The sequence below is a fragment of the Limisphaera sp. VF-2 genome (assembly GCF_049537125.1).
Taxonomy (GTDB): domain Bacteria; phylum Verrucomicrobiota; class Verrucomicrobiia; order Limisphaerales; family Limisphaeraceae; genus Limisphaera.
The window spans coordinates 52,795-76,303 of sequence record NZ_JBMVQY010000005.1; the positions used below are offsets into that span (position 1 = coordinate 52,795).

Genomic DNA, 23,509 nt, shown 5'->3' on the forward strand with positions numbered 1-23,509 from the left:
GCCCGCAAGATCGGCTGCTGCGCCTGACAGGCGGCGGGAAGAGTCGGTGGGCGGAAAACGGACTTCGATTCCTCAAGGGAAGCCGGTGGCTGCTCGGTTGCGAAAAGGCACCCTTTCAACAGCTCGCTAAGGAACGCCCAGCGTTCGGACGAGATAGAACCGCGCCGGGACTGACGCTGGCGGTACCTCGGTGCCGGGCGGGCCGCTGTCTTCCCAGGCCGCTTCCGGTTCCGTGGCAAGGGTGGGCCCCGTTGGAACCTGCCTCCATTGCCCAAGGTCCGGAGAGTAGAGCACCTGGTAGGCGAACCCGGGTAGCGCATTCCAGCGGAGCAGAACGCGGGAGCGATCCGATTCAATTTGGATGCGGGTTCGAGGGGATGGTACGTCGCGGAAGCCCGCGCGGTCCAGGCCGCGGCGGATGACCTCCGATTTCATGAACCGGCGCCACACATTCCCGGTGCGGTAGTTTTCGATCATCAGCACGATGGGACCCTGGTCAATCCCGAGCACGTCGGGACCCCACCAATTCGCCGCGAGGTTGAAGGCGTCCCGAAAGCCGTACCCGGTCCACAGTTCGCGTCTGTAGCGGTCATAGAGGTGCCGCAGGGTGGGTAGACAGGCCTCCGGCGCGAACGGCAGGCTGCCTCCGGGAGCCGTGGGGGCAATGGTCCCGTCGTCGTTTTCCGGCGGTGGAGCTCCGCGGGCGGCGTAGCCCAGGAAAGAGCCGAACCCGGGACCATCGCAGGCGGTGAACCCCCAAAGGGTGGCACCGTAGCCGGGGTGACGACGCGGATTGGCCATGGCGTAGGCCTGTTGCGCCAGAGTGGCACGTCGGGAATTCTCGAAGTAGGTGAGGCCGCGCGCGGCCATGAATGCATCAGCCCGGTAACGGAAATCCACCCAGCAGTGGCTGTATTGATGGCCGAACAGCGGTGCGAACTCTACATATGCGTACCCGTAGTTGGTGCGCCATCGGTATCCGGAAACCCAGTGCCCCCACACGCCCTCGGGCAGGGCATTGGAACGGGCGCCCAGGCCGAGGAGATACAGGATCATTGCCTCGTTGTAGCCGATCCATCGGCTCGTCAAGAATCCGGTTTCCGGGCGCCATCCCATGGACAGGGAATCGCGTCCGGCCAGCATCCAGGTCCAGTCCACGCGGTCGAGCAGTGCATCAGCCCGCTGGCGGATTTCTGTTTCTTCCGGTTCCTCTCCGTCAAAGTACTCGCGTGCGTACAACACACCGGCCAACAACAGGGCTGTATCAATGGAAGAAAGCTCGCTGTTCGAGAACCGGACGGCATTGGTCATATCCAGGAAGTGATAAAACCAGCCCCGATAGCCGATGGTGCCGATGCGGTTGGTTCCCTGGGGGGCTTCTGCGAAGGTGCGCAGCGCCGCCAGTGCGCGAGCCCGGGCCTGCTCGCGTGTGATCCAGCCCCGGTCGGCTCCAATGCACCACGCCGTCAGTCCGAATCCCACGGCCGCGATGCTGCAGGGCGAGGTGGGAGTGCTGCGGTCCTTGACCAGGCCGTTGGTGGGGTTGCTTTCGTACCAGAAAAACGCGAAGGAGGCACGTTGCAGGTAATCGAGGAATGCCTCGTCATCTCGAAAAGGCGTGGCCATGGCCGACACGGGCTCAGAGGGGGCACCCTCCTGTTCGCTGGGATCCAACGCCACCACGCGATAGTACCGGAGCCGACCGTTCGGTGCGTGGACGTCGGCAAACGCGCGCCAGAAGGTGCGATCGCGACCCAGACGGACCCACGGACCCTCGAGTGTGTCTGCACCGAGGACCCGGTAGGCGAATGCGCCGCTTTCCGGGGGCGGGTCCCAATGAACTACGACGGACTCATCACCACCGTAGGCGACCAGGCGAACCGGGGCCCCGGGCAGCTCGACGCGGGTCGTGAAACGGACATTGTCCACCCAGAGCGTCCGGGCCCGGTCGTCCGGGGAGTCGGATTCCAGGCTCACCCACTGGAACTGGCCGGGGTCGAAACCCTCTCCGGAACCGAATTGCCGGAGCGGGATGGCAATCCGCTGCCAGGTGTTGGAGTCGTCGTCCAGCCCCGCGGGCAGATAATCCCCCAGCGCCAGCAGCGTGGTTTGTCTTCCGGTCGCATCCACCAGCCGAACCCCGGGGAGTCGGACGGCCGGGATGGACGAGGGCCCGTTCACGTAAAGAACCAGGTTCGACTGCCCCACGATGCTGCGCACCGGCCGACCGACACCCGCAATCCGGATCTGCCAGAATCCTCCGGGCGCCGAGTACCACTCGATCCATGCGGCCCATTGCCCGGTGTAACTGGAAACATTCTGCACCGGCAGCTTCTGAGCCGGCTCGCCACGAAGGACCAGCGTGCTCCCGTTTGTCTGCCAGGCAATCGAAGCGTCGTAATAGTCACTGCCCGTTGGATCGTCTTCATAGAAGATCAGCACGTCGGATGGCCCTTGAGCGTGCGAGGGCAGTGCCAGCAACAACACAAACATGGCCGAGAAGCTCCACCGCAGTATCCCAGACAGCCCGGCGTACCGGGCGCAGGAAAGGACGACGTTTTGGCGGGGCGGCTTCGGGTTGAGCCAGGTTGCGGCTTGCAACACCGGTTCCTTTCGCCGAGAGGACCAAGGGTTGAGGTTCACAGGGTTCAAGCTGCCGGACGTTCCCTGGGCCGTCAACGGCGCAGCCGTCCCGCGGAAGCCTCGGATCTCATGGGATTGCGTCAAACCACGCGGCGTGGGGCAGAGAGTCGGACCTGTTTTGCGGAATTCGGCCAGGGCCAACCGCGTATTGCCGTGAGATTCTGGAGTCACCGTGAACGCCCGGGCCGGCCGGCTTGCTGCCCGGCATGGGGCACCTGTGGCCCGCCAGCTGGCGTCTGAAGCCACTGCCGTTCCCGAGATGGGACGGAATCGACGTCGCTCCGGGTCCCGAAGCGGGCGCGTCGGGAGATTCATACCCAGGATGCAGCCGGTCCAGAGGCATTGTGTAGCGGGGATCTGATGACGGAATCTCCGGCCGGTTACCCTGTTCACTGCCCCTGTGTGAGCCGTGAAGCTCCGGGACTCGACCCGGATTCGGCCCTCAGGGTGCGAGGGACATTCATGCCGGGAGCAATCGCGTCTGTCCACGGCGACGGCGGGGTTTTCCGCAAAAAGAGTCCGCTCCAATCGCTGCGTTCCTGTCCCGCCTGACCGGCCGTGGCTGGAAAAGCTCGAGACGGCAGAGGGGTCTGAGGAAAGGTCGATGCGAAGGCTTGTGAGCCGGGGGCAAGTCATCCAGACTCCCGCGCGACGAACCCGCAACAGCCCGGTGCGGCTTGAATGCGTGTGGCACGGGGCTGGCAAAGCAGCGGACAAATGCTGTGGAACAAGGATCCATGAACCGGATGCACGAAATCGACTACCAGATTCACGGCCAGGCAATGCAGTACGTGGAAGTGGAGCTGGATCCCGGCGAGGCGGTTGTGGGCGAGCCGGGTGGCATGATGTACATGGAGGATGGGATTGCCATGGAGACCGTGTTCGGCGACGGGTCGGAGAGCAACAAGGGATTCCTTGGGGCGTTGATGAGCGCGGGTAAACGGCTATTGGCGGGTGAATCGCTTTTTACGACGGTGTTCTACAACCAGGCCCGACAGCGGCGTCGGGTGGCTTTCGGCGCGCCCTATCCGGGCACCATTGTTCCTGTGCACCTGGCGGAAGTGGGGGGTGAACTGTGGGCGCAGAGGGACGCGTTTTTGTGTGCCGCCAAGGGGGTCAGCATCGGGATTGCGTTCAACCGTCGGATCGGCGCAGGTCTGTTTGGAGGAGAAGGATTCATCATGCAACGGTTGCAGGGGGACGGCTGGGTGTTTTTGCACGCCGGGGGCAGCCTGGCGGAGCGGTCGCTGAATGCAGGGGAAAGCTTGCGGATCGATACCGGTTGTGTGGCGGCGTTTCAGCCAACGGTGGAGTTCGACATTCAGTTCGCGGGCGGGATCAAGTCGGCGCTGTTCGGAGGGGAGGGGTTGTTTTTTGCCGTGCTTCGTGGACCCGGTCGGGTTTGGTTGCAGTCACTGCCGTTGAGCCGTATGGCGGATCGCCTGGCCGCTGCCGTCCCGGGATTGCGGCGCGGGGGACGGGAAGAAGGTTGAAAGGCAGGTTCGAAGGCTCGGTGGGCTCTGGAGGGAGGAGGGCTTCGTCGGAATCGCTGGGGGGCAGGGCCCGAGGGTTGCGTCCGGGAGCGGCGTCGCTACCCTGCCGGCCATGAACAATCAGGCGCAGCATTTCATCAAGGAGGATCCGTGGCGCATTTTCCGGATCATGGCCGAGTTTGTGGATTCGTTCGAGGTGATGTCCCGGGTGGGACCGGCGGTGACAGTGTTTGGCTCCGCCCGCATGAAGCGCACGGACCCGTACTATCATTCGGCGGTCACTCTGGGGCGGGAACTGGCCCGGCGCGGGTTTGCGGTGATCACCGGCGGGGGGCCGGGGATCATGGAGGCCGCCAACAAAGGGGCTGCGATGGCGGGGGGAAAGTCGGTGGGACTGAACATCGAGCTGCCCAACGAACAGAAGGGGAACCGCTACACCAACATCCCGCTGCATTTTCATTACTTCTTTGCCCGCAAGGTGTGTTTTGTGAAATACAGCTGTGGGTTCGTCTTTATGCCGGGGGGATACGGGACTCTGGACGAGTTCGCCGAGGTGTCTACCCTGGTCCAGACCCAGAGGATTCCGCGGTTTCCATTGATTCTGTTCGGCAAGACCTTCTGGCGCGGGCTGCTGGACTGGATGCGGCATCAGATGCTGGATCGGGGATTCATCGACCGGGAGGATTTGAATTTGTACCTGGTGACCGACAAGGTGGAGGAGGCGGTCGAGGCGATCCTAGATTATGAGCGCCGGGTGGGCCCGCCGGAATCCGTGCCCAAGGCGTTTGCGTAACCGCGTTCCTCTCGGCAGATTGCCTGCATGCAACTGGTGGTGCGTGAATGGCGCGGCCAACCGGGGCTGGAAGAGCTGGCGCGTCGGCTGGCGGCGGAGCCGGGGGTCGTGTTTTTGAAGGGCGGCTGGCCGGACGCGCAGGGCTCCCGCTACTCCTATCTGGTCGCCGACCCCTTTCTGACGCTGACGATTCAGGGGTCGCGGCTCGAGTGGCAAAGCCAACGAGGCGGGGCCGGACCCGAGCGCGTCTGGGTGGATTACGGCAACCCATGGCGCGTGTTACAGGCAGTGTGGGATCGCTTCGAGCTGCTGGATGAGCCCGATCTGCCCTTTCCCCTGGGCGGGCTGTTTGGGTTTTGGGGCTATGAGTTGAATCGGTTTGTGGAACCTGCGGTGGCGCCGCGTGCCCCCCGGGACCTGGAGGTGCCGGACGGCTGGGTGGGTTTTTACGATTCTGTCGTGGTGTGGGATCATTGCCTGGGCCGGGGCTGGATTCTTTCGGCCGGCCTGTGTCCCGACGGATCGCGGTTGAAACGGCGGGCCCTGGAACGTGCGGATGCGTGGGAGCGGCGCCTGGCGGAAGTGGAGGGTGATGCGCTTGCCGATCTACCCGAGAAGGGGACCGAGGCGGCGCCGTTGCTGTCGGGGGTCGGCTCGACTCTGAGCCGCGAGGCATTCCTGCGGGCGGTGGAACGTGTTCAGGAGTACATCCGCGAGGGCCACATTTATCAGGTGAACCTCTCGCAGCGGTTGATGGTGAGGAGCCCCATTGCGGCCTGGGAGATGTTCCGTCGATTGTGGGAAGTGTCTCCGGCCCCTTATGCGGCATATCTGAACGGCGGACCGTTCCAGCTGGTGTCTGCTTCCCCGGAACTCTTTCTCCAAATGAGCGCCTCACAGATCATCACCCGCCCCATCAAAGGGACGCGCCCGCGGGGGGCCGCGCCGGAGGAGGATGCGCAACTGGCGCTGGAGCTCCGGGCCAGCCCGAAAGAGAATGCCGAGTTGGTCATGATCACCGATCTGTTGCGAAACGATCTGGGACGGATTTGCGAATTCGGGAGTGTCCACGTTCGGGAACTGGCCCGATTGGAATCGTACCCCCAGGTCCATCATCTGGTTTCGACGGTGGAGGGCCGCTTGCGTCCGGGCGTTTCGCATCTGGAGGCGCTGGCGGCCACGTTTCCGGGGGGGAGCGTTACCGGAGCCCCCAAGGTCCGGGCCATGCAAATCATCGAGGAGGTGGAACCCGTGGCGCGGCACTTTTTCACCGGAGCCCTCGGGTTCCTGGGCTTCAACCGCGAAAGCCGATTGAGCATGATCATTCGAACCGCCTGTTGTCTGGAGGGGTGGGTCCATTTTCCCGTGGGAGCCGGCATTGTCGCCGATTCGGATCCTGAATCTGAATACCGTGAGACGCTGGCCAAGGCCGGGGGATTTTTGGCCGCGTTGGGATGGGGCAAACCCGGCGCACGCACGGAATTGGCGGAGGTGGATTCGTCAGGGCAGGGATGATGATGGTCTATTGGAACGGGCGGATCGTGCCTGCCGAGCAGGCGTGCGTCTCCGTTATGGATCGCGGGTTTTTGTTTGGGGACGGCGTCTTCGAGACCGTGCGATTGACCGGTGGTCGCCCGTTTTTGTGGAAAGAACATTGGGCCCGGTGGCAGGCAGGCGCCAGTTTTCTCGGGATCCAGATTCCGGTTTCCGAGGAGTCGCTGCGGGCCGGAATCCTGGCACTGGTGGAGGCCAACCAAATCGAGGAGGGCGTGCTTCGGTTGACGTTGAGCCGCGGCCCGGGTCCGCGGGGATATTCGCCGCGCGGTGCGGGCCCCCCTACACTGGTCATGACGGTGCACCCGATCCCGCCCGGGGCGGAAGCGCGCGCGACTTGGAGAGTTTGCACCAGCCGGGTGCGGTTGGCGGGCGCCGATCCCTTGAGCCGGTTCAAGACCTGCAATCGCCTGCTGCAGGTGCTGGCGCGCGCCGAGGCCGACGCGGCAGGTCTGGATGAGGCAATTCTCTTGGATTCCCACGGGTGCGTGATCGAGGGCAGTAGCTGTAACGTGTTTTGGGTGAAATCGGACCGGCTGGTCACTCCGGGACCCGAGCAGGGGGCATTGCCGGGGGTGACTCGTGGATGGGTCATGGCAGAGGCACGGGCTCGGGGTTGGGAAGTGGTGGAGGCGACGGCCCCGGCGGAAGAGGTTTGGGAGGCCGACGGGGTATTTGTGACCTTGAGCACGCGGGGCATCGTCGAGGTGACGGAGTGGGACGGCCGGCCGCTGCGGCGCTGGCCGGGCGTGGCAGAGCTGTGGGGCCTTTACGAAAAGGCCCTGCAAGCGGTACAGCGAGCGGAAGCGTGGTAACGCGACCCGGCGGGAACGAACAAACGCAGTACCGACAACACGGGCAGGCTCGGGAGCCCGGCCAGCTGAAGGTCCGTCGCGTGTACATCCTTGCGGCGGCTTCCTCGGCCGTTTCGAAGAGATCTTCAAGGGCCGGGAGGGCACGTGTGCGGCCGTCCACGAAGAGTTCGGTGCGGTTCGTGTGTTCAACATCCGGGAAAGCGTGGCGGGATCCGGGTGTCACCGGGACAGAAAAGCCGATGCGAAACCGTTCACAGGGATGGCGGAATCCGGTGCTCACGACCGGATGCGGCCATTGCTGGCCCCCGATTGCGCCGGCTGATCCACGTGCCGAGGCTCATCCAATCCGTCGGGGCAGCGGCCCGGGAACTCCGTCTCCAGTTCTCACCGCGCCCAAGAGGGCTTCAGCCGATGCCCCCACCGCGAGGGCCGGGGTGTCACACGGAATTCCGCCCCTTCAGGGCGGGGTGAATTCTCGGATCCGGCCACCCGGGGCGTTGCCCCGGGCTGGTGAAGCTCTCGCCCCGGTGGGGCGGGCCCACGGCGTGCTGAACGCGTGAAGCCTTTCCGGCTCTTCATGGGTTCGGTGGGAATGAATGGGCATGGGCTGCTGTGGGGAATTCTCACTTGCAGTATTGCCCCGGGGAGGGCTCCGGCGCTGCAGATCCGGTGTCCAGGGCATTGCGGCGCTTCGAACACCTCCAAGGGCTCGGCCCCAATTTCGGTCGCCATCGGCACCGGAAGGGTGGGGGAGAAGGGCCGTTGGTTGGGATTCGTAAACCCGGGGCTCCAAAACCGAAGCGCGCCAGGGCAAGGCCCTCGCCCCGAGGACGATTGACTCATTCGCTGGATTAGCTTTTACTGCGCTTATGCAAATCGAAAGTTTGAAAGTCTTTTGTGATCTGGCGGAAACCCAGAGCTTCACCAAGGCTGCACAAATCAACGGGGTGACGCAGTCCGCGGTGAGTCAGCAAATCAGCTCTCTGGAACGCCAGTTCAAATCTCTGTTGATCGAGCGAAGCAAGAAAAAGTTCCGGCTGACGCGGGAGGGAGAGGTCCTGTACGAGTACAGCAAGCAGATCATCGCCACTTACGAGGCCCTGCATCACCGGCTCCAGGAATTGAAGGACATCATTTCCGGCACGGTGCGTGTCTCCACGATCTACAGTATCGGCCTGCACGACCTGCCGCCGTACATCAAGCAGTTCATGAAGACCTATCCGACGGTGACGGTGCAGGTGGAATACCGGCATGCCGACCAGGTTTACGAGGACGTGTTGGGGAACGTGGTGGACATGGGGCTGGTGGCGTATCCGACCAAGGACAGCAAGCTGGAGATCATCCCGTTGCGCAAGACGCCGATGGTGGTGATCTGTCATCCCGAGCATCCGCTGGCGAAGGTGCGAAATGTGAAGCTCAAGGCCCTGAACGGCGAGAAGTTCGTGGGCTTCCGGCCGGACATTCCGACGCGGAAGGCGTTGGATCGTGTGATGCGAGAACACGGGGTGACGGTGCAGTACGTGATGGAGTTCGACAACATCGAGACGGTGAAGCGGGCGGTGGAAATCGGGGCGGGCGTCTCCATTGTTCCGCAGAGCACGGTTACCCAGGAGGTGACGAATCGGACACTGGTGGCGGTGACACTGGAAGACGGCAAGATCGAGCGGCCCATGGCCGCGGTGCTCAAGAAGAACAAGGTACTGTCGCCGGCCATGAAGCATTTCCTGGCGTTGCTGAAGGAGGAAGTGCCGGCGTCCTGAGTTCCACGGGGACGCGTGGCCGGGTTTGGAGGGAGCGCGGCAAACAAGCGGGTCGACCCTCGGCCGGGTTTGGTCCGGGGGCGACCGCGTGCTAGATTGGCCTGCATGCGACTGGTGATTTACGCCGGCAGCTTCGATCCCATCACGTATGGTCACGTGGATGTGGCCGAGCGTGCGGCACGGCTGTTCGACCGGGTGGTGGTGGCGGTGGCCCGCAATGACGGCAAGCACCCGCTGTTTACCATTGAAGAACGGGTGGAGCTGGTGCGGCAGGCGATTGCCCACATTCCCAATGCGGAGGTGGACACGTTCACGGGCCTGCTGGCCGACTACGTCAAGCGCCGCGGGGCCCGGGCGGTGGTGCGCGGGTTGCGGGCGGTGTCCGATTTCGAGTTCGAGTTCCAGCTGGCACTGATGAACCGGAAGTTGAACGAGTCGTTCGAGACGATTTTCATGATGCCGAACGAGAGCTACACGTTTTTGAGCTCCCGTCTGGTGAAGGAGATTGCCGCGCTGGGGGGAGACGTGCGGGCATTTGTGCCGCCCGTGGTGCGTCGCGCCTTGGCGCGAAAATTGAAGGAAGGGTCGCGGAGGACCAACCCATGAAAGCCCTGCAGGTAAATCTGGAGCACTTGGTGCGTCGCGAGGTGCGGCTGGAGGGCCAGCTGGCCGTGGAGGCCCTGGACATCGACACGCGGGACGAAATGATCCGGCTGGGAGGTCCGTTGCTGTACGAGTTGGAAGTGAGCCGGGTCTCGGATGAGCTGGTGGTCCGTGGCTCTCTGGAGCTGGAACTCCATTGCACGTGTGTACGCTGTTTGCGACCGGTGGTCCATTGGGTGCGACTGAAGGACTGGCAGTGCGTGATTCCGCTGACGGGACCGGAGCGGGTGATGCCGGAGGGCGACCTGGTGGACTTGACGCCCTTTGTGCGCGAGGATATTTTGCTCGCGTTTCCGCTCCATCCGTTGTGCGAGCCGGGATGCCCCGGCTTGCTGCATTCGGAACCGGGCAGGGCTCGCTTCCCTCAATCCCTGGACGGGTTGGCGTCGCCGTCTGTCTGGTCAAAACTGGATGAACTGAAATTCGAGTGAAGGACGATTTATGGGTGTACCGAAGAGGAAGCCATCGCGAAGCCGGCAGCGGATGCGCCGGGCCTACAACAGCGTCCTGCGGTTGCCGCAGTTGAGCCCCTGCCCGCAATGTGGAGAGCCGGCGCGCCCGCACCGGGTGTGCCCGGCCTGCGGGTATTACAAGGGCCGTCAAATCTTCACGACGACGGTCGGCGACTGAACGGGCGCGGATCGAGTCTGTCGGGCGGCGGTGCAAGGGGTGCTACCGCCGCCGTCGCTTTATGCGGATTGCGGTGGACGTGATGGGGGGCGACCACGGCCCCGAAGTAGTGGTGGGCGGCCTGCAGCAGGCCCTGCGGTCGGGGTTGCGGCCCGCCGTCGTTTACCTGGTGGGGCAGCAGGACGCCATCGAAGCGGCGTTGCGGCACGCGGGCTTGCGCGCGGACTGCATTCAAATTGTCCATGCGAGCGAAGTGCTGACGATGGAAGACAAGCCCGTGCAGGCGCTGCGCCGCAAGCCCGACTGTTCGATCGCCCGGGCGATGGAGCTGGTGGCGCGAGGGGAGGCCGACGCCGTGGTTTCCCGTGGCAACACCGGGGGCATTTTCGCCGCGGCCACGCTCAAGCTGGGTCGGTTGCCCGGCGTGGATCGGGGCGCCATCGCCACGGTGATCCCCACCCCGGAACGGGCCTTTGTGCTTCTGGACGCGGGCGCAAACATCGAATGCAAGCCCATGCACCTGGTGCAGTATGCGGTCATGGGCAGTGTCTATGCCCGGGAAGTGCTGCAGGTGGCCCGGCCGCGCGTCGGGTTGATGAACATCGGCCGGGAAGACGGCAAGGGCAATGAGTTGACCCAGGAGGCGTTCCGGTTGCTGAAGCAGACGGATTTGAACTTCGTGGGGAACATCGAAGGTCACGATTTGTTCGCGGACCGTGTGGACGTGGTGGTGTGCGACGGGTTCGTGGGCAACGTGATTCTGAAGACCTGCGAAAGTCTGGCGCTGGCGATGTTTGGCATGTTGAAGCGGGAACTGAACCGCAACTTCAAGCGCCGGCTGGGGGCTCTGCTGGCCAGCAACGCGTTTCGGTCGATGCGACGGCGCCTCGATCCGGAGGCGTACGGGGGCGCGCCCTTGTTGGGCTTCCGGGGCACGGTGATGAAGGCCCATGGAGCGGCGCGGGAACGGGCCCTCTGCAGCGCGCTGTTGATCACCGCCGAGACCGTGCGACACCACGTGCGGGATCAGATCGCCGAACGCGTGGCCGCCGTGAATGCCCTCTTGGCCGGTTCCACGGCCTCCCCGACCGCAGTCGCCTCATGACCCCTCCCTCCGGCCGGCGCGTACGTCACCCGCGTGCCCAGCATCAGTTTTTGGCGCGGACCTGCTCCATTACGGGCGTGGGCAGTTATGTCCCGCACCGGGTCTTGCGGAACGCGGACCTGGAGAAGATGGTTGACACCACGGACGAGTGGATCACGACGCGCACGGGCATCAAGGAGCGGCGACTGGCGGCCGAACACGAGTGCACGTCGGACCTGGCCACGGAGGCGGCCCGGCGTGCCCTGCAACACGCCGGCGTGAGTCCCGAGGCCGTGGACCTGATCATCGTCTGCACCATCACCCCGGACATGCCATTTCCCGCCACGGCCTGTCTGGTGCAGGCCCGGTTGGGGGCGACGCGGGCGGCCGCGTTCGATCTGGAGGCGGCGTGCTCGGGATTCCTGTACGGCCTGGAGGTGGGCCAGCAGTTCGTGGTTTCGCGCACTTGTGAAACGGTGCTGGTCATCGGGGCGGAGAAACTCTCGTCCATCATTGACTGGAAGGATCGCAACACCTGCGTGTTGTTCGGGGATGGAGCCGGCGCGGTGGTCCTGCAACACCGGCCGCATTCCCACGGATTGCTGACCACGGTCATGGGAGCGGACGGGACGAAAGCGGATGCGTTGTGCATGCCCGGGGGCGGGAGTCGCCATCCGGCCACGCCGGAGTCGGTGGCGGCGCGGCTGCACTATCTTCGCATGGACGGTCGGGAGACGTTCAAGAACGCGGTGACGGCGATGCATCAAGCGGCCCGGGAGGCGTTGGAGCGGTGCGGTCTGGGCATCGAGGACATCCGCTGCATCATTCCGCATCAGGCAAATCGGCGCATCATCGATGCCGTGGCCGAGCGGTTGGGAGCGCGGCCGGAGCAGGTGTTTGTGAATCTGGACCGGTATGGGAACACGTCGGCGGCCTCGGTGGTCATCGCCCTGGACGAAGCGGTGCGCTCGGGCCGGATCCAGCGCGGGGATTTGGTGTTGCTGGTGGCCTTCGGCGCGGGTTTGACCTGGGCGGCGGCGATTGTCGAGTGGTGACATCGCACAAGAGGCAGGTACGTCCCGGCCGTGGGCAAAGCCCCCGAACCGCACCCGGGGGATGGGTCCTGCGTTGGCGTCGGGGAATGCGGCGCAATCTGCCTTCGCGGATCCCGGGCAGGACCCTGCGCTGGTAATCACTTCCGCAAGGCGTCGTTTTCCACGTAAAGCCGCGTGTCCGGTCGCGTCCGGAGCAACCGGGCCAGGGGCAGAGCAGTGTCGCCCCGCAGTGCGCGCTGGAAAGCGGTGGCCTTGCCGGGACCGGCAACGAGAACGAGGATGTTTCTCGCGGCCGTCAGGGCATGCCATGTAAGCGTAATGCGCACGGGCGGAGGCTTGGGAGCGTCTTGGACGACGCCGTAGGTGGAGGACGGGTGCGGCAGTTCGACGCGGCAATTCGGGAACAGGGAGGCCACGTGGCCGTCCTCGCCCATCCCCAACCACACCACATCGAGAGCCGGAACGCCTCCACAGGTCGTTTCGGCTCGATCGCGTAAGGCAACGTCGGCCAGGGCCGCGGCCTCCATGGGGGGCAGTTCGCCGTGGATGCGGTGCTGCTGTCCGGGGGGGATGTGAAGGGGCTCGAGGAGATGTTTCCGGGCGAGGCCGTAGTTGCTGTCGGTGTGGTCCGGGGGTACGGCCCGTTCGTCGGCCCAGAACCAGTGAAGCCGGCGAACCAATTCCGGTCGTGCGGCCAAGAGGGACGCAAGGTGCCGGAACAGAGGCATGGCGACGCGGCCCCCCGAGAGAGCGATCGTGACCGGGGAGGGGTTGGCCCTCACGGCCTGGAGGCAGGCAACCATGTCAGCCGCAGCCGCGGCCGCAAGGGCCGTGGCATCTGTGAACACCTGCACGCGGGGTTCAGGCGTCATGGGAGCAAAAGGGGTTCGTGCCAGGCGTGGCCGGTGGAGGCCAGCAGGGCATCGGCTGCCGGCGGTCCCCAGGTTCCGGCAGCATAAAATTCGTTTTCGCGCAGTGGCTGGTCTGCCCACCCGGCACGCAGGCTGTCGGCAATGGCCCAGGCCGTTTCCACCTCATCTCTGCGCAGAAAGAGTGTGGCATCACCCGCCAGAGCGTCGCGAAGGAGCCGTTCGTAAGCTTCCGGAGTGTAGGCGCCGAACTCGGCGTTGTAATCGAAATGCATTCGGACGGGTCGTGCGCGGAGGTCGAGGCCGGGGACCTTGCCGTTGAACCGAAGGGAGATGCCTTCGCGCGGTTGGAGCCGGAGGGTGACGGCGTTGGGGGCAGGGGTGGGGGCACAAAGCGCCGCGAAGAGGACATGGGGAGTGGGACGGAACTGGATGCGCACCTCGCTCACCGTTCGGGCCAGGCGCTTGCCGGTCCGCAAGTAAAAGGGCACGCCGCTCCAGCGCCAATTGTCCAGGTAAAGTCGGGCGGCCACGTAGGTCTCCACCATGGAATCGGGGCAGACCCGGGGCTCCTGCCGATAGGCGGGGACGGACCGGCCGTCCAGAGTTCCCGCCGTGTACTGGCCGCGCACGACATGTCGGGCGGCCTCCTCCGGGGTATAGCGCCGCACGCACCGGAGCAGCTTGACCTTTTCGTCCCGAATTGCCTCTGCGTCGAGGGAGACGGGCGGCTCCATGGTGACCAACGCCAGCACCTGCAGCAGGTGGTTCTGCAGCATGTCGCGCAGGGCCCCGGCCTCCTCGTAATAACCGGCGCGGTCGCCCACGCCGGCGGTTTCGCTCACGGTGATCTGGACGTGCTCGATGGCATCGCGGTTCCAGAGGCGCTCGAACACGGCATTGGAAAACCGGAACATCATGATGTTCTGGACGGTTTCCTTGCCGAGATAATGATCGATGCGGAAGAGCTGGTCCTCGGCCACGTGCTGCGCCAGCATCTGATTCAGGGCGCGTGCCGAGGCCAGGTCATGGCCAAAGGGCTTCTCCACGACCACCCGCTGCCAACCGTGGGCCGGCGACGGCTGGAGCAGGTTCTCGGCGTGCAGACGTTCCACGACCCGGGCAAACTGGCTGGGCTTGGTCGCCAGATAGTACAAAATGTGGTGACGCAGCTCAGCCGGCTCGGACGCCTGCAGCCGCGCTGCCAGACGGCTGTACGTGGCCGGGTCCTCGAGATCGCCTGCGCAATAGAACACCCGCCGCGCAAACGCCTCCCAGGTTTCGGAATCAGGGGCGGGAGGTCGGCCGAATTGTCGGACGCTTTGGAGGAGCTCTTCGCGCCACTGGAGTTCGGAGTAGGGACGGCGCGCCACGCCGATGATCTGGAACGACTCCGGCAACTGCCGGGCGTGGAACAGGTGGTAGAGTGCGGGCATGAGCTTGCGCCGCGTCAAATCCCCACTGGCGCCGAAGATGACAATCGTACACGGGGCCAGCGGCTGTCGACCGGCCCCGATCGAACAGTAACTTACCAGGGGCTCATCCATAACAAACGCGGCAAAGATGGTGCGGGGAAAACGATTTGCAAGTGGAAGGCAGACTGGCGGGGAGGGAAACCTCACTCCCCGGAGTGGGGGCAGAGGAGCTCCCCGTGGCGGGTGGCTGTCCCCGAAAACGCGCGAGGAAAGGGAGCGGGTTGCGGCCCGGCCGTTCGTAGCCGGGACCGACCCGGTGGGCTCCACGGCTCGCAGCCGGGCGAGTATATTCTCCGGATCGAATGCGGCCAGGTCGGAGTGCCAAGCCCGCAGACGACGGGACGATTGCTCCGCACGGCTGCATCGCGTATGCTCTGATTGCTTGAAATGGAACTGGATTTGGAACATGAGCGAACCCAAGGCACAACCTGTGAATGAAGTGGGGGCGGCCGAGCCGAAGCCGGAGAATGCGGCCTCTGCCGAGACGGGGACCGGCGCCGCGGCCGCGTCGGGCGCAGAAACGGCGGCCCCGGGAGCAACCGCCGGCGCGGCGGCGGAGGCGGCTGGCGTTGGTTCGGTGACCTTGAGCGCGCAGGAGTTCGAGGAGCTGCGCCGCAAGGCCGACCAGGCGGCCGAGCACTGGGAGCGGCTTCTGCGGACCGCGGCCGACTTCGACAACTTTCGGAAGCGTGCGGCCCGGGAGCGGCAGGAGGTGATGGACTATGCGCAGCAGGCATTGTTGACGCGGCTGATCCCCGTGCTTGACAGCTTCGAGGCGGCCCTGAGCGCGTTGAACGCCGGCGATCCGCAGTCCGTGCAAAACCTCCAACAGGGCGTGCAGCTGGTATGGCAACAGTTGCGGGCCGTCCTTCAGGAGGCGGGCCTGACGGAGGTGGACGCCACCGGACAGCGGTTCGACCCAGCACTGCATGAAGCCGTGGCCACGGAGGAACGAACGGACGTGCCGGATGGCCAGGTGGTGCGGCAGCTGCGCAAGGGTTACAAGTTGCGCGACCGCCTGTTGCGCCCGGCCAGCGTGGTGGTGGCGCATCCTCCGGGCCGCGCCGAGCAACCCGCGGCGAACTGAGGCGTTTGGATCCGCATGGCCAAGCGCGATTATTACGAAGTGTTGGGGGTGAGCCGGGACGCCTCGGTGGAGGAAATCAAGAAGGCGTACCGGAAGCTGGCGCTGCAGTATCATCCGGATCGAAATCCCGGCGACAAGTCGGCCGAAGAGAAGTTCAAGGAGATCGCGGAGGCGTACGAGGTCTTGAGCGATCCGCAGAAGCGTGCGGCATACGATCAGATGGGCCATGCGGCGTTCGATCCGCGCGCCCGGGCGGCCGGGGCGGGCGCCGGGGCCGGCTGGAGCGGCGGGTTCCATGATCCGTTCGAGATTTTCCGGGAGGTGTTCGGGACGGCCGGCGGCAGTATTTTCGACGAGTTTTTCGGCGGAGGCGGCCGGTCGGATCCCCTGGCGCCCGAGCGCGGCGACGATCTGCGGTATGATTTGGAGATCGATTTCGAGGAGGCCGTTCACGGTTGCGAGAAAGAGATCACGGTGACCAAGCCGGAGCGGTGCGAGGCCTGCCGCGGACTGGGCCGTGAACCGGGTTCCCGTACCCGCACCTGCGACGCCTGTCACGGCCGGGGACAGGTGTTCACCAGCCGGGGGATTTTCAGCATTGCCCAGACCTGTCCCCGGTGTCAGGGGGCGGGCGTGGTGGTCGAGCGGCCGTGTCGGTTGTGCCGAGGGACGGGCCGACGCGAACGCTCCACGCGGATCAAACTGCGGATCCCGCCCGGGGTGGACACGGGCGCTCGGCTGCGGTCGGCGGGCAACGGCGAAGCCGGGTTGCGCGGGGGCCCGCCCGGGGATTTGTACGTGGTGATCCACGTGCGGCCCCACGAGATTTTCCACCGGGAAGGAGACGATCTCTTGTGCGAAGTCCCCATCAGCTTCGTCCAGGCCGCCCTGGGGGGAGAAATCGAAGTGCCCACGTTGAACGGCAAGGCCACGATCAAGATCCCGCCAGGCACGCAGCCGGGCACGGTCTTCCGGCTGAAAGGCAAGGGCGTCCCGAACGTGCAGGGGTACGGTCGGGGCGACCTGCATGTCAGAATCACGGTGGAAGTGCCGACGCGGTTGACGCCGGCCCAGCGGGCGAAGCTGGAGGAATTCGCGGCGCTGTGCAGCGGGCAGGAGAGCCCGATTGTGCAGCGCTTCATCGAGAAGGCGAAACGGTTCTTCCGTTGAAGAGCGCGAGCGCCGGGGCAACGCGGGACGGAAAACGCAAACGAGTTCGCCTCGGCCTCGGGGGCCCGCAGCCGGCGTGCCCCGGAAAGGCGAGCTCGCAAGGTCGAAAAGGGCGTTTCGAGCTCGGGATGCCTCCCTCAAAACACCAGGCGCAAGATCAGATCTCCCCATGCATCGGTTTTACGTCACGCCGGAACAGGCCGCGGGCGATCGGATAATGCTGTGTCCACGGGAAGCGCACCATGCGCTGCATGTACTCCGGGTGCGCACGGGTGAGCGGGTGCAGCTCCTGGACGGTCGTGGACAGGTGATGCAAGCCGAGGTGGTGCGGGCGGGACGCCGGGAGGTGGAGTTGCATGTGGGCGGACGACGTCACTTCCCGCCGCCGGAACGGCGTCTGGCACTGGTGGTGGGCCTGACCAAGGGCGCCGCCTTCGAGGAAATCCTGCAACGGGCAACCGAGCTCGGGGTGACAGCCCTGCAGCCGGTTTGGACCCGCCGCGTTGTGGTCCGCTTGGAAGCGGAGGCGATTGCCTCGAAACTGGAAAAGTGGCGCTGGATTGCGGTGGACGCGCTGAAGCAGTGCGGAGGTGCGTGGTTGCCGGAGGTGGGCGGTCCGGAACCGTTGGAGTCCTGGCTGGAGCGATCGCGGGGCTGGGACTGGCAGGTGTACGGCACGTTGGACGGAACCCGTGGCACATTGAGGCAGCGACTTTTGGCGTATCGAAGTGCGCACGGCGGACGATTACCACACGCGGTCGCGGCGTATGTGGGCCCGGAGGGCGATTTCACGGCGGAGGAGCGGGCAGCCCTGGATCGCGCCGGGGTGGAGGGGGTGTCTTTGGGGCCGCGGATCCTGCGCAGCGTGACTGCGGCGCTGTACATGGCGGTGGTGTTCCAGTACGAAGGACTCGGGGACGACATGGGAACCTGATCGAGGATCGCCCAGGGGCAAATCGGCCCACCCCGCGGGGCACAAGGACATGTTCGAGGGCCCGGAGGGCCAAACTCGGGGCGGGCCACCTGCGGTCTGGCGCGAGCCGAGCGGACCCGCGCAGCGGGACTTGCGGGAGGGCAGGGTTCGAGCGGAGCAGGAGATTCGAAAGGACCGTCGCATCCGCTTTGGCGACGCCGGGGGAGACAAACGGCCCGATGCTGCGCGTTGTCAAAGGCAGGCCCGGTCAGGCAGGGCGCGGGCGGACCTGGAGTTTTGGCCAGGGCTGGCTGGGACCTCGGGGCGATTGGGCAGCGGCCCGGGCTCGCGCGAGGAATTCGAACTGGCTGCGGCGTTCGGGTTCGCCGGGGCGGGGCCGGGCGTGGCGGTAGGAACCGTCCGGCTGAAGAATGCGGGCGCGGGTATTGTCGGCGAGGGGCAGCGCGAGCAATTCGTGGATGACGCGATCGCGAAGGTTGCCATCCAGGATCGGGAAGGTGGTTTCGATGCGTCGGTAGAAGTTGCGCGGCATCCAGTCGGCACTGCTGAGAAAGACCTCCGGTTGCCCGCCGTTTTCGAAGTAGAGAATGCGGCTGTGTTCGAGGAAGCGATCCACGATGCTGCGGACCCGAATATTCTCACTGACCCCGCGGACGCCGGGCCGCAGGCAGCAGATGCCCCGCACGATGAGATCGATGACGACGCCGGCTTGAGAGGCGCGATACAGGGTTTCGATGATGTCGCGATCGACCAGGGCGTTCATTTTGGCAATGATGCGGGCCGGGAGTCCCTGAGCGGCGTGGCGTGCTTCGCGTTCGATGAGGCTTTTGAGGCGCGCGTGAAGGTCAAACGGGGCCACCCACAGCTGACGCAACGGGCGGAACTGGGTCATGCCGGTCAGCAGGTTGAACAGGTCCGTGACGTCCTCCCCGATGTCGGGCCGGCAGGTCAGCAAGCCGACGTCCGTGTATTGCCGGGCAGTATTGGGGTTGTAATTGCCCGTGGACAGGTGCACGTAGCGCCGAATGGCGTCCGGTTCGCGCCGAACGATGAGGGTTGCCTTGCAGTGGATTTTGTAGCCGACCAGCCCGTAAACCACGTGGACTCCGGCTTCTTCCAGTTGACGGGCCCAGCGGATGTTGTTGGCCTCGTCGAAACGGGCGCGCAGTTCGACGACGGCGGCGACGGTTTTGCCGTTGCGGACGGCGTCCATGAGGGCGCCGATGATGCGGGGATCTCCTCCGGTGCGGTAGAGGGTTTGTTTGATGGCCAGGACGTCGGGATCGGCGGCGGCCTGCTGGAGCAGGCTGACGATGGTCTCAAAGGATTCGTAGGGATGGTGAAGCAGGATGTCGCTGCGGCGGATGGCAGCGAACAAGTCGGCCTGGTCCCGCAGGGCGGGTGCGGTGGGGGCAATCCATGAGGGGTATCGCAGCTCGGGTGCGTGGTCCCCCTCATAAAGGACCATCAGGCGAGCGGGGTTCAAGGGCCCGTCGATGAGGTAAAGGTCCTCGGGGCCGAGCCCGAGGTTTCGCAACAGTTCCCGGCGGACTCCGGACGGGCACCGTTTCGCCACTTCGAGTCGGACGGCGGCGCCGCGGCGGCGGCGCTGCAATTCCTGCTCGACGGCCGCCAGCAGGTTGGCCACCTCCTCTTCGTCGATATAGAGCTCGCTGTTGCGTGTCACACGGAACGGCCACCAGCCCCGAATCGCGCGGCCGGGAAAGAGATCGGGAAGGAAATGCCCGATCAACTCGCCGAGGAACACGTACTCTTGACGACCGTCCTGCCGGGGCAGGCGCACCAGCCGGGGAAGGACCCGCGGGACTTCGACGACGGCGAGCCGGGGGGCGGCCCGCGTTTGCGACTCGGGCCCGAGGCGGACAACCAGATTGAGGGCCCGGTTGACCAGCAGCGGGAACGGATGTGCCGGGTCGATGGCCAACGGCGTCAGGACGGGACGGACGGTGGTGCGATAGAACTGTTCCAACCATTCCAGGTCCGCCCCGTCAAGGTCGGCAGGCCGAAGGAACCGGATGCCGTGACGGGCCAGTTCGGGCACCAGCCGCTCGCGCCAACAGGCATTGTGCTCGCGAACCATCTGGCAGACACGCCGCCGGATGGCGGCAAGGGTTTGGCGCGGGGTCCGTCCATCGGGGCTTCGTTCTGTGACACCGGTCTCCACCTGTTGTTTGAGTCCGGCCACCCGAATTTCGAAGAACTCGTCGAGATTGCTGCTGACGATGCAAAAGAATTTCAGCCGTTCCAACAGGGGATTGTCGGGCCGAAGGGCTTCCTCCAGGACACGATGATTGAACTCCAGCCAGCTCAATTCGCGGTTGAGGAAATGTTCCGGGCCGAACGCCGGGACTGCCGCAGGTCGGCCGGGATCCGGCGCGGGAGGCTGGCGCAGGGTCTGTTTCTTTTGCGGGGCAGAGGGCACGGTGCGCGAATGCGATGGGTTGCGGGATCAGGCGGCCTTGTGCCCGCGGGGGGAACCGCTTCCGGCGAGGGGGCGCTTCGAGAGCGGGCACATGGGGCGGAAAACAAAGGCAGAACCGACTCGGCAGCGCGACCAGCGGGCGGGGGAAGCTAGTCCACGACTTCCATGTCCATCTCGCGGCTGTAATAGAGGATGCGTCCGCAGTTGGTGCAGGTTACGATTTCCTGGTCGGACCGGCAGTTGACAACGACCTGCGGGGGAAGGCGCATGTGACAGCCGCCGCACACCCCGTGAGCGATGCCCACCACGACATTGCCGCCCCGGCTGCGCAGGAGACGTTCATAGCGTTGACGAAGAGCAGGGTCCAGGGCGGCCGCCAGACGTTCGCGTTCGGCCGCCAACTGTTCTTCTTCGGCCAGGAGGTTCTTTTCGCGCGCCTGGAGCGTGGCGAGTTGTTCTTGCACGAAGCTTTCGGTCTGGCGAAGGGTCTCCTGGGCGGCATGGATTTCCTTTTGCGTCTGCTCTGCCTGTTCCATCAAATCGAGCTCCTGGTCTTCGATTTGGCGGATGGCAGTTTTGAGGCGCTCGATCTCCTGCGCCAGGGCCTGGTATTCGTCGTTTTTTCGGGTTTGGAGTTGCTGCTGGCTGTAGCGTTCGATGAGTTGTTGTTTCCCGGCGACCTCCAACTCGAGTTGGCGACGCTGGTTTTCCAGCTGACGCAGGTGTTGCCGTGCTTGTTCCACGGCGTTGCGGGCCGTCTGCAGGCGCTGCTGAAGAGCCTGGCGTTCCGGGTCGAGCCGGGCCAACTCGTCGCGAACCCTCCGCAGTTGATGATCGCGATCCTGCAGAATCAGCAGTTTTTCCAAAGCTTCAAGCATGGTGCGCACCAGTAGCGCGATGCTAGTGATGCGACCGGGCAGCGTCAATGATGGGTGCCGGAAGAGGAGAAGTCAGGCCGGTCCGGTGCCTGTGGATGCGGCGGCACGGCTCGGAAACCGTGCTGAGCGGCCAGGCTCGAGAGCGGAGCGGGGCAGAATGACTCCCGATAATCGCGGCTTTCGAGAAGGTGCGATTCGAGGGCGGGACGGCTGTCGCGGGCGAGCAGGTGTTTGAGTTCGTCCAGGTTGCGCGACCAGCGGAAGCCGTTGAAGAACTCCGCACCGGCAAACTGTGTCTTGTAAAGCGCATTTCGCGAGTAGCAGGTCCCGAGATAAAGAAACTCAAAACGTTGGCGCGCCAGCCACTCCACGGCGGAGGTCATCATGAACATTCCCAGGGAAAGCTGACGCCAGCCAAGATCATAGAATGCGTACGAGTAGTAGGCGGCCCGGGGCGGTTCAAGGTAGAGGGTGGCCAGGCCAACCTCGGCACCCCCGGCCCGGAGCCGGACCTGCCATATATGGGTGGTCATGGGGGAGTTCATCAACTCGTCCAGCCGGGCCCCGGTCATGACCTCCGGACCGAACCGGGCCCGGGCGTAGGCCAGGCAGAAATCGCGTCGTTCGGGGGTCCAGTCGAATTGCGAGCGCGGCAGCAGGGTGACTTCGAACGCCTCGCCGCGGCGCAAAATCCTACGATTCTCCGAGGAGGGGCGGAAACTCGGCAGGTGCACCCGGATCTGCCGGCAGAGGTAGAAACGGTCGAGCTGGCGCGACGAGGGGAGGAAACCGGCGGCCAAAAGATCGGCCGGAGTTTCGCCGGGCTCCGGAAACGCCCAGACGACGTAAGGGAAAAGGTAGTGCGAATAATCGGGTCGGCCTTCCGAGAAAAGCAGTTTCATGGAGCCGACGCGTTGTCCGGTCCGGGCAGACTCCGGTAAACCCGCGGAAGGCGGGGTTGCCACCCTACCAGCACTTCGTAGACGACCGAGTGCCGGAGGCCGGCCAGTTCCATCGCGGTAATTTCCTCATTCCCCTGGCGACCGAGGAGGACCGCTTCATCGCCCAGGCGGGCCTGAGGGATGTCGGTGACATCCACCATAAAGGCGTCCATGGCCACGCCCCCGACCAAGGGCGCACGCCGTCCGTGGATGAGGACCGCCCCCTGGTTGCGAACGCGAGGGAAACCGTCCCCGTAGCCGACAGGCAACACGGCGATGCGCCGGGGACGGTCCGAGCGGTAGTGCATGCCGTATCCGACGGTGTCGCCGGGCCGGAGTTGTTGCAGGGCGACAATGCGGGCTTTGACGGTCATGGCCGGTTCCAGATCGGGGATGCGACGACAGACCTGGGAGGGATAAACCCCCAGGGGCAGCAGTCCGACGCGGACCATGTCAAAGTGCGCCTCCGGCAGATCAAGGTAGCCGCCGGTGTTGCAAAGGTGGCGCCAAGAGGGCCGGACACCCCGGCCTTCCAGCATCTGCAGCACCTCTTGAAAGCGACTCAGCTGAGTGCGCGCAAACGTCTTGTCGCGTTCATCCGACTGGGCGAAATGGCTCAGCACCCCCTCCAGACGGAGAGACGGTTGCGACAGGATCTGTTCAAACATGTGCCCCGCCTCGTCCCAGCGCACGCCGTAGCGGTTCATGCCCGTGTTGATTTTCACGTGCACCGGGACGCGTTTTTCTGCGCGCGCGGCGCACCGGGCAAGATCGAGGGCAAGCGCCCGCTCGCCGATCACGCAAGTCAGATCGTACCTGACGGCCCACGGGAATTCCATTGGGGCGCGTTCGCCCAGGAGAAGAATTGGTGCGCGGATGCCGGATTCCCGGAGCCGAACCCCTTCCTCCAGGGTGGCCACAGCAAGAAACCGCACACCGGCCCGGAGGGCCAATCGGGCGACGGGCAGGACGCCGTGACCATAGGCATCATCCTTTACAACGGCCAGGAAAGAAAGCCCCGGGGGTGCGTCCTGTCGAATCCGCTCGAAGTTGCGGGCGATGGCGGCCAGGTCGATCTCGATCCATGCCGGTCGAGGGGGCCTTTCCGCAGGCCAGCCTTGGGGCAGCGGTTGTGAGACCGGAGCTTCCGAATGAATCACGGCCGGGGCGGACGCCGCTGGTGCCTCTGCGTGGGGCAAACTCCGAGTCGTTCCCATGGATG

Annotated in this window: 20 protein-coding genes; 13 read left to right on the forward strand and 7 right to left on the reverse strand. The window is 65.0% G+C overall.

Annotated elements, in window-relative coordinates; translation table 11 throughout:
• Positions 1–126: 126 nt before the first annotated feature.
• Entirely contained in the window at positions 127–2,493 is a 2,367-nt protein-coding gene (locus ACPDIT_RS14005; protein ID WP_423444490.1) for a glucoamylase family protein, read from the reverse strand.
• A gap of 887 nt (positions 2,494–3,380) precedes the next feature.
• Between ACPDIT_RS14005 and ACPDIT_RS14010 the strand changes: the two genes are divergently transcribed.
• The 10 genes from ACPDIT_RS14010 to ACPDIT_RS14055 all read left to right on the forward strand — a co-directional run bounded on the left by ACPDIT_RS14010 (position 3,381) and on the right by ACPDIT_RS14055 (position 12,490).
• The gene (locus ACPDIT_RS14010) at positions 3,381–4,136 is read left to right on the forward strand and encodes a TIGR00266 family protein (RefSeq protein ID WP_423444491.1); all 756 of its coding nucleotides are present in this window, start codon (positions 3,381–3,383) and stop codon (positions 4,134–4,136) included.
• A gap of 112 nt (positions 4,137–4,248) precedes the next feature.
• On the forward strand, positions 4,249–4,929 hold the full coding sequence (locus tag ACPDIT_RS14015; RefSeq protein ID WP_423444492.1) for a TIGR00730 family Rossman fold protein: 681 nt from the start codon (positions 4,249–4,251) through the stop codon (positions 4,927–4,929).
• Between the two features lie 27 nt (positions 4,930–4,956).
• Positions 4,957–6,444, forward strand: coding sequence for an anthranilate synthase component I family protein (locus ACPDIT_RS14020; protein WP_423444494.1), 1,488 nt, complete (start codon positions 4,957–4,959; stop codon positions 6,442–6,444).
• The gene (locus ACPDIT_RS14025; protein WP_423444496.1) at positions 6,441–7,298 is read left to right on the forward strand and encodes an aminotransferase class IV; all 858 of its coding nucleotides are present in this window, start codon (positions 6,441–6,443) and stop codon (positions 7,296–7,298) included. Before ACPDIT_RS14020 ends, ACPDIT_RS14025 begins: the two co-directional genes overlap by 4 nt.
• 869 nt (positions 7,299–8,167) lie before the next feature.
• Positions 8,168–9,058 (forward strand): LysR family transcriptional regulator, encoded by an 891-nt coding sequence (locus ACPDIT_RS14030; RefSeq protein ID WP_423444498.1) that lies wholly within the window; start codon positions 8,168–8,170, stop codon positions 9,056–9,058.
• A gap of 105 nt (positions 9,059–9,163) precedes the next feature.
• On the forward strand, positions 9,164–9,664 hold the full coding sequence (coaD, locus tag ACPDIT_RS14035; protein ID WP_423444500.1) for a pantetheine-phosphate adenylyltransferase: 501 nt from the start codon (positions 9,164–9,166) through the stop codon (positions 9,662–9,664).
• The gene (locus ACPDIT_RS14040) at positions 9,661–10,152 is read left to right on the forward strand and encodes a YceD family protein (RefSeq protein ID WP_423444502.1); all 492 of its coding nucleotides are present in this window, start codon (positions 9,661–9,663) and stop codon (positions 10,150–10,152) included. Before coaD ends, ACPDIT_RS14040 begins: the two co-directional genes overlap by 4 nt.
• A gap of 10 nt (positions 10,153–10,162) precedes the next feature.
• On the forward strand, positions 10,163–10,351 hold the full coding sequence (gene rpmF, locus ACPDIT_RS14045; protein WP_423444504.1) for a 50S ribosomal protein L32: 189 nt from the start codon (positions 10,163–10,165) through the stop codon (positions 10,349–10,351).
• Between the two features lie 61 nt (positions 10,352–10,412).
• Positions 10,413–11,456, forward strand: coding sequence for a phosphate acyltransferase PlsX (gene plsX, locus ACPDIT_RS14050; RefSeq protein WP_423444506.1), 1,044 nt, complete (start codon positions 10,413–10,415; stop codon positions 11,454–11,456).
• Positions 11,453–12,490, forward strand: a complete 1,038-nt coding sequence (locus ACPDIT_RS14055; protein WP_423444508.1) for a beta-ketoacyl-ACP synthase III — start codon at positions 11,453–11,455, stop codon at positions 12,488–12,490. Before plsX ends, ACPDIT_RS14055 begins: the two co-directional genes overlap by 4 nt.
• Positions 12,491–12,627: 137 nt before the next feature.
• On the opposite strand, the gene pgl is transcribed toward ACPDIT_RS14055, so the two are convergent.
• Complete coding sequence (pgl, locus tag ACPDIT_RS14060; protein WP_423444510.1) at positions 12,628–13,362, reverse strand: 6-phosphogluconolactonase; 735 nt, start codon at positions 13,360–13,362, stop codon at positions 12,628–12,630.
• Entirely contained in the window at positions 13,359–14,906 is a 1,548-nt protein-coding gene (gene zwf, locus ACPDIT_RS14065; RefSeq protein WP_423444511.1) for a glucose-6-phosphate dehydrogenase, read from the reverse strand. Before zwf ends, pgl begins: the two co-directional genes overlap by 4 nt.
• 334 nt (positions 14,907–15,240) lie before the next feature.
• Between zwf and grpE the strand changes: the two genes are divergently transcribed.
• From grpE to ACPDIT_RS14080, 3 genes are all read left to right on the forward strand, one after another.
• Positions 15,241–15,921 carry a nucleotide exchange factor GrpE gene (gene grpE / locus ACPDIT_RS14070; RefSeq protein WP_423444513.1) on the forward strand — a complete coding sequence of 227 codons (681 nt, stop codon included), beginning with the start codon at positions 15,241–15,243 and terminating at the stop codon, positions 15,919–15,921.
• 15 nt (positions 15,922–15,936) lie between these two features.
• Positions 15,937–17,091 (forward strand): molecular chaperone DnaJ, encoded by a 1,155-nt coding sequence (dnaJ, locus tag ACPDIT_RS14075; protein ID WP_423444515.1) that lies wholly within the window; start codon positions 15,937–15,939, stop codon positions 17,089–17,091.
• Between the two features lie 169 nt (positions 17,092–17,260).
• Positions 17,261–18,025 carry an RsmE family RNA methyltransferase gene (locus tag ACPDIT_RS14080; protein WP_423444517.1) on the forward strand — a complete coding sequence of 255 codons (765 nt, stop codon included), beginning with the start codon at positions 17,261–17,263 and terminating at the stop codon, positions 18,023–18,025.
• A gap of 247 nt (positions 18,026–18,272) precedes the next feature.
• On the opposite strand, the gene ppk1 is transcribed toward ACPDIT_RS14080, so the two are convergent.
• From ppk1 to alr, 4 genes are all read right to left on the reverse strand, one after another.
• Positions 18,273–20,468, reverse strand: a complete 2,196-nt coding sequence (gene ppk1, locus ACPDIT_RS14085; protein WP_423444519.1) for a polyphosphate kinase 1 — start codon at positions 20,466–20,468, stop codon at positions 18,273–18,275.
• 149 nt (positions 20,469–20,617) lie between these two features.
• On the reverse strand, positions 20,618–21,346 hold the full coding sequence (locus ACPDIT_RS14090; RefSeq protein WP_423444521.1) for a zinc ribbon domain-containing protein: 729 nt from the start codon (positions 21,344–21,346) through the stop codon (positions 20,618–20,620).
• Positions 21,347–21,390: 44 nt separating this feature from the next.
• The gene (locus ACPDIT_RS14095) at positions 21,391–22,248 is read right to left on the reverse strand and encodes a hypothetical protein (RefSeq protein ID WP_423444523.1); all 858 of its coding nucleotides are present in this window, start codon (positions 22,246–22,248) and stop codon (positions 21,391–21,393) included.
• Positions 22,245–23,504 (reverse strand): alanine racemase, encoded by a 1,260-nt coding sequence (gene alr, locus ACPDIT_RS14100; protein WP_423444525.1) that lies wholly within the window; start codon positions 23,502–23,504, stop codon positions 22,245–22,247. The genes ACPDIT_RS14095 and alr overlap by 4 nt, the downstream gene beginning before the upstream one ends.
• Positions 23,505–23,509: the final 5 nt, after the last annotated feature.

Coding starts and splice junctions, on each gene's coding strand:
- ACPDIT_RS14005 (WP_423444490.1), bottom strand. CDS start 2,493: ATGTTTGTGTTGTTGCTGGCACTGCCCTCGCACGCTCAAGGGCCATCC.
- alr (WP_423444525.1), bottom strand. CDS start 23,504: ATGGGAACGACTCGGAGTTTGCCCCACGCAGAGGCACCAGCGGCGTCC.
- ACPDIT_RS14080 (WP_423444517.1), top strand. CDS start 17,261: ATGCATCGGTTTTACGTCACGCCGGAACAGGCCGCGGGCGATCGGATA.
- ACPDIT_RS14025 (WP_423444496.1), top strand. CDS start 6,441: ATGATGATGGTCTATTGGAACGGGCGGATCGTGCCTGCCGAGCAGGCG.
- ACPDIT_RS14095 (WP_423444523.1), bottom strand. CDS start 22,248: ATGAAACTGCTTTTCTCGGAAGGCCGACCCGATTATTCGCACTACCTT.
- ACPDIT_RS14010 (WP_423444491.1), top strand. CDS start 3,381: ATGAACCGGATGCACGAAATCGACTACCAGATTCACGGCCAGGCAATG.
- ACPDIT_RS14040 (WP_423444502.1), top strand. CDS start 9,661: ATGAAAGCCCTGCAGGTAAATCTGGAGCACTTGGTGCGTCGCGAGGTG.
- dnaJ (WP_423444515.1), top strand. CDS start 15,937: ATGGCCAAGCGCGATTATTACGAAGTGTTGGGGGTGAGCCGGGACGCC.
- rpmF (WP_423444504.1), top strand. CDS start 10,163: ATGGGTGTACCGAAGAGGAAGCCATCGCGAAGCCGGCAGCGGATGCGC.
- ACPDIT_RS14090 (WP_423444521.1), bottom strand. CDS start 21,346: ATGCTTGAAGCTTTGGAAAAACTGCTGATTCTGCAGGATCGCGATCAT.
- plsX (WP_423444506.1), top strand. CDS start 10,413: ATGCGGATTGCGGTGGACGTGATGGGGGGCGACCACGGCCCCGAAGTA.
- grpE (WP_423444513.1), top strand. CDS start 15,241: ATGAGCGAACCCAAGGCACAACCTGTGAATGAAGTGGGGGCGGCCGAG.
- coaD (WP_423444500.1), top strand. CDS start 9,164: ATGCGACTGGTGATTTACGCCGGCAGCTTCGATCCCATCACGTATGGT.
- ACPDIT_RS14020 (WP_423444494.1), top strand. CDS start 4,957: ATGCAACTGGTGGTGCGTGAATGGCGCGGCCAACCGGGGCTGGAAGAG.
- ACPDIT_RS14055 (WP_423444508.1), top strand. CDS start 11,453: ATGACCCCTCCCTCCGGCCGGCGCGTACGTCACCCGCGTGCCCAGCAT.
- ACPDIT_RS14030 (WP_423444498.1), top strand. CDS start 8,168: ATGCAAATCGAAAGTTTGAAAGTCTTTTGTGATCTGGCGGAAACCCAG.
- pgl (WP_423444510.1), bottom strand. CDS start 13,362: ATGACGCCTGAACCCCGCGTGCAGGTGTTCACAGATGCCACGGCCCTT.
- ACPDIT_RS14015 (WP_423444492.1), top strand. CDS start 4,249: ATGAACAATCAGGCGCAGCATTTCATCAAGGAGGATCCGTGGCGCATT.
- zwf (WP_423444511.1), bottom strand. CDS start 14,906: ATGGATGAGCCCCTGGTAAGTTACTGTTCGATCGGGGCCGGTCGACAG.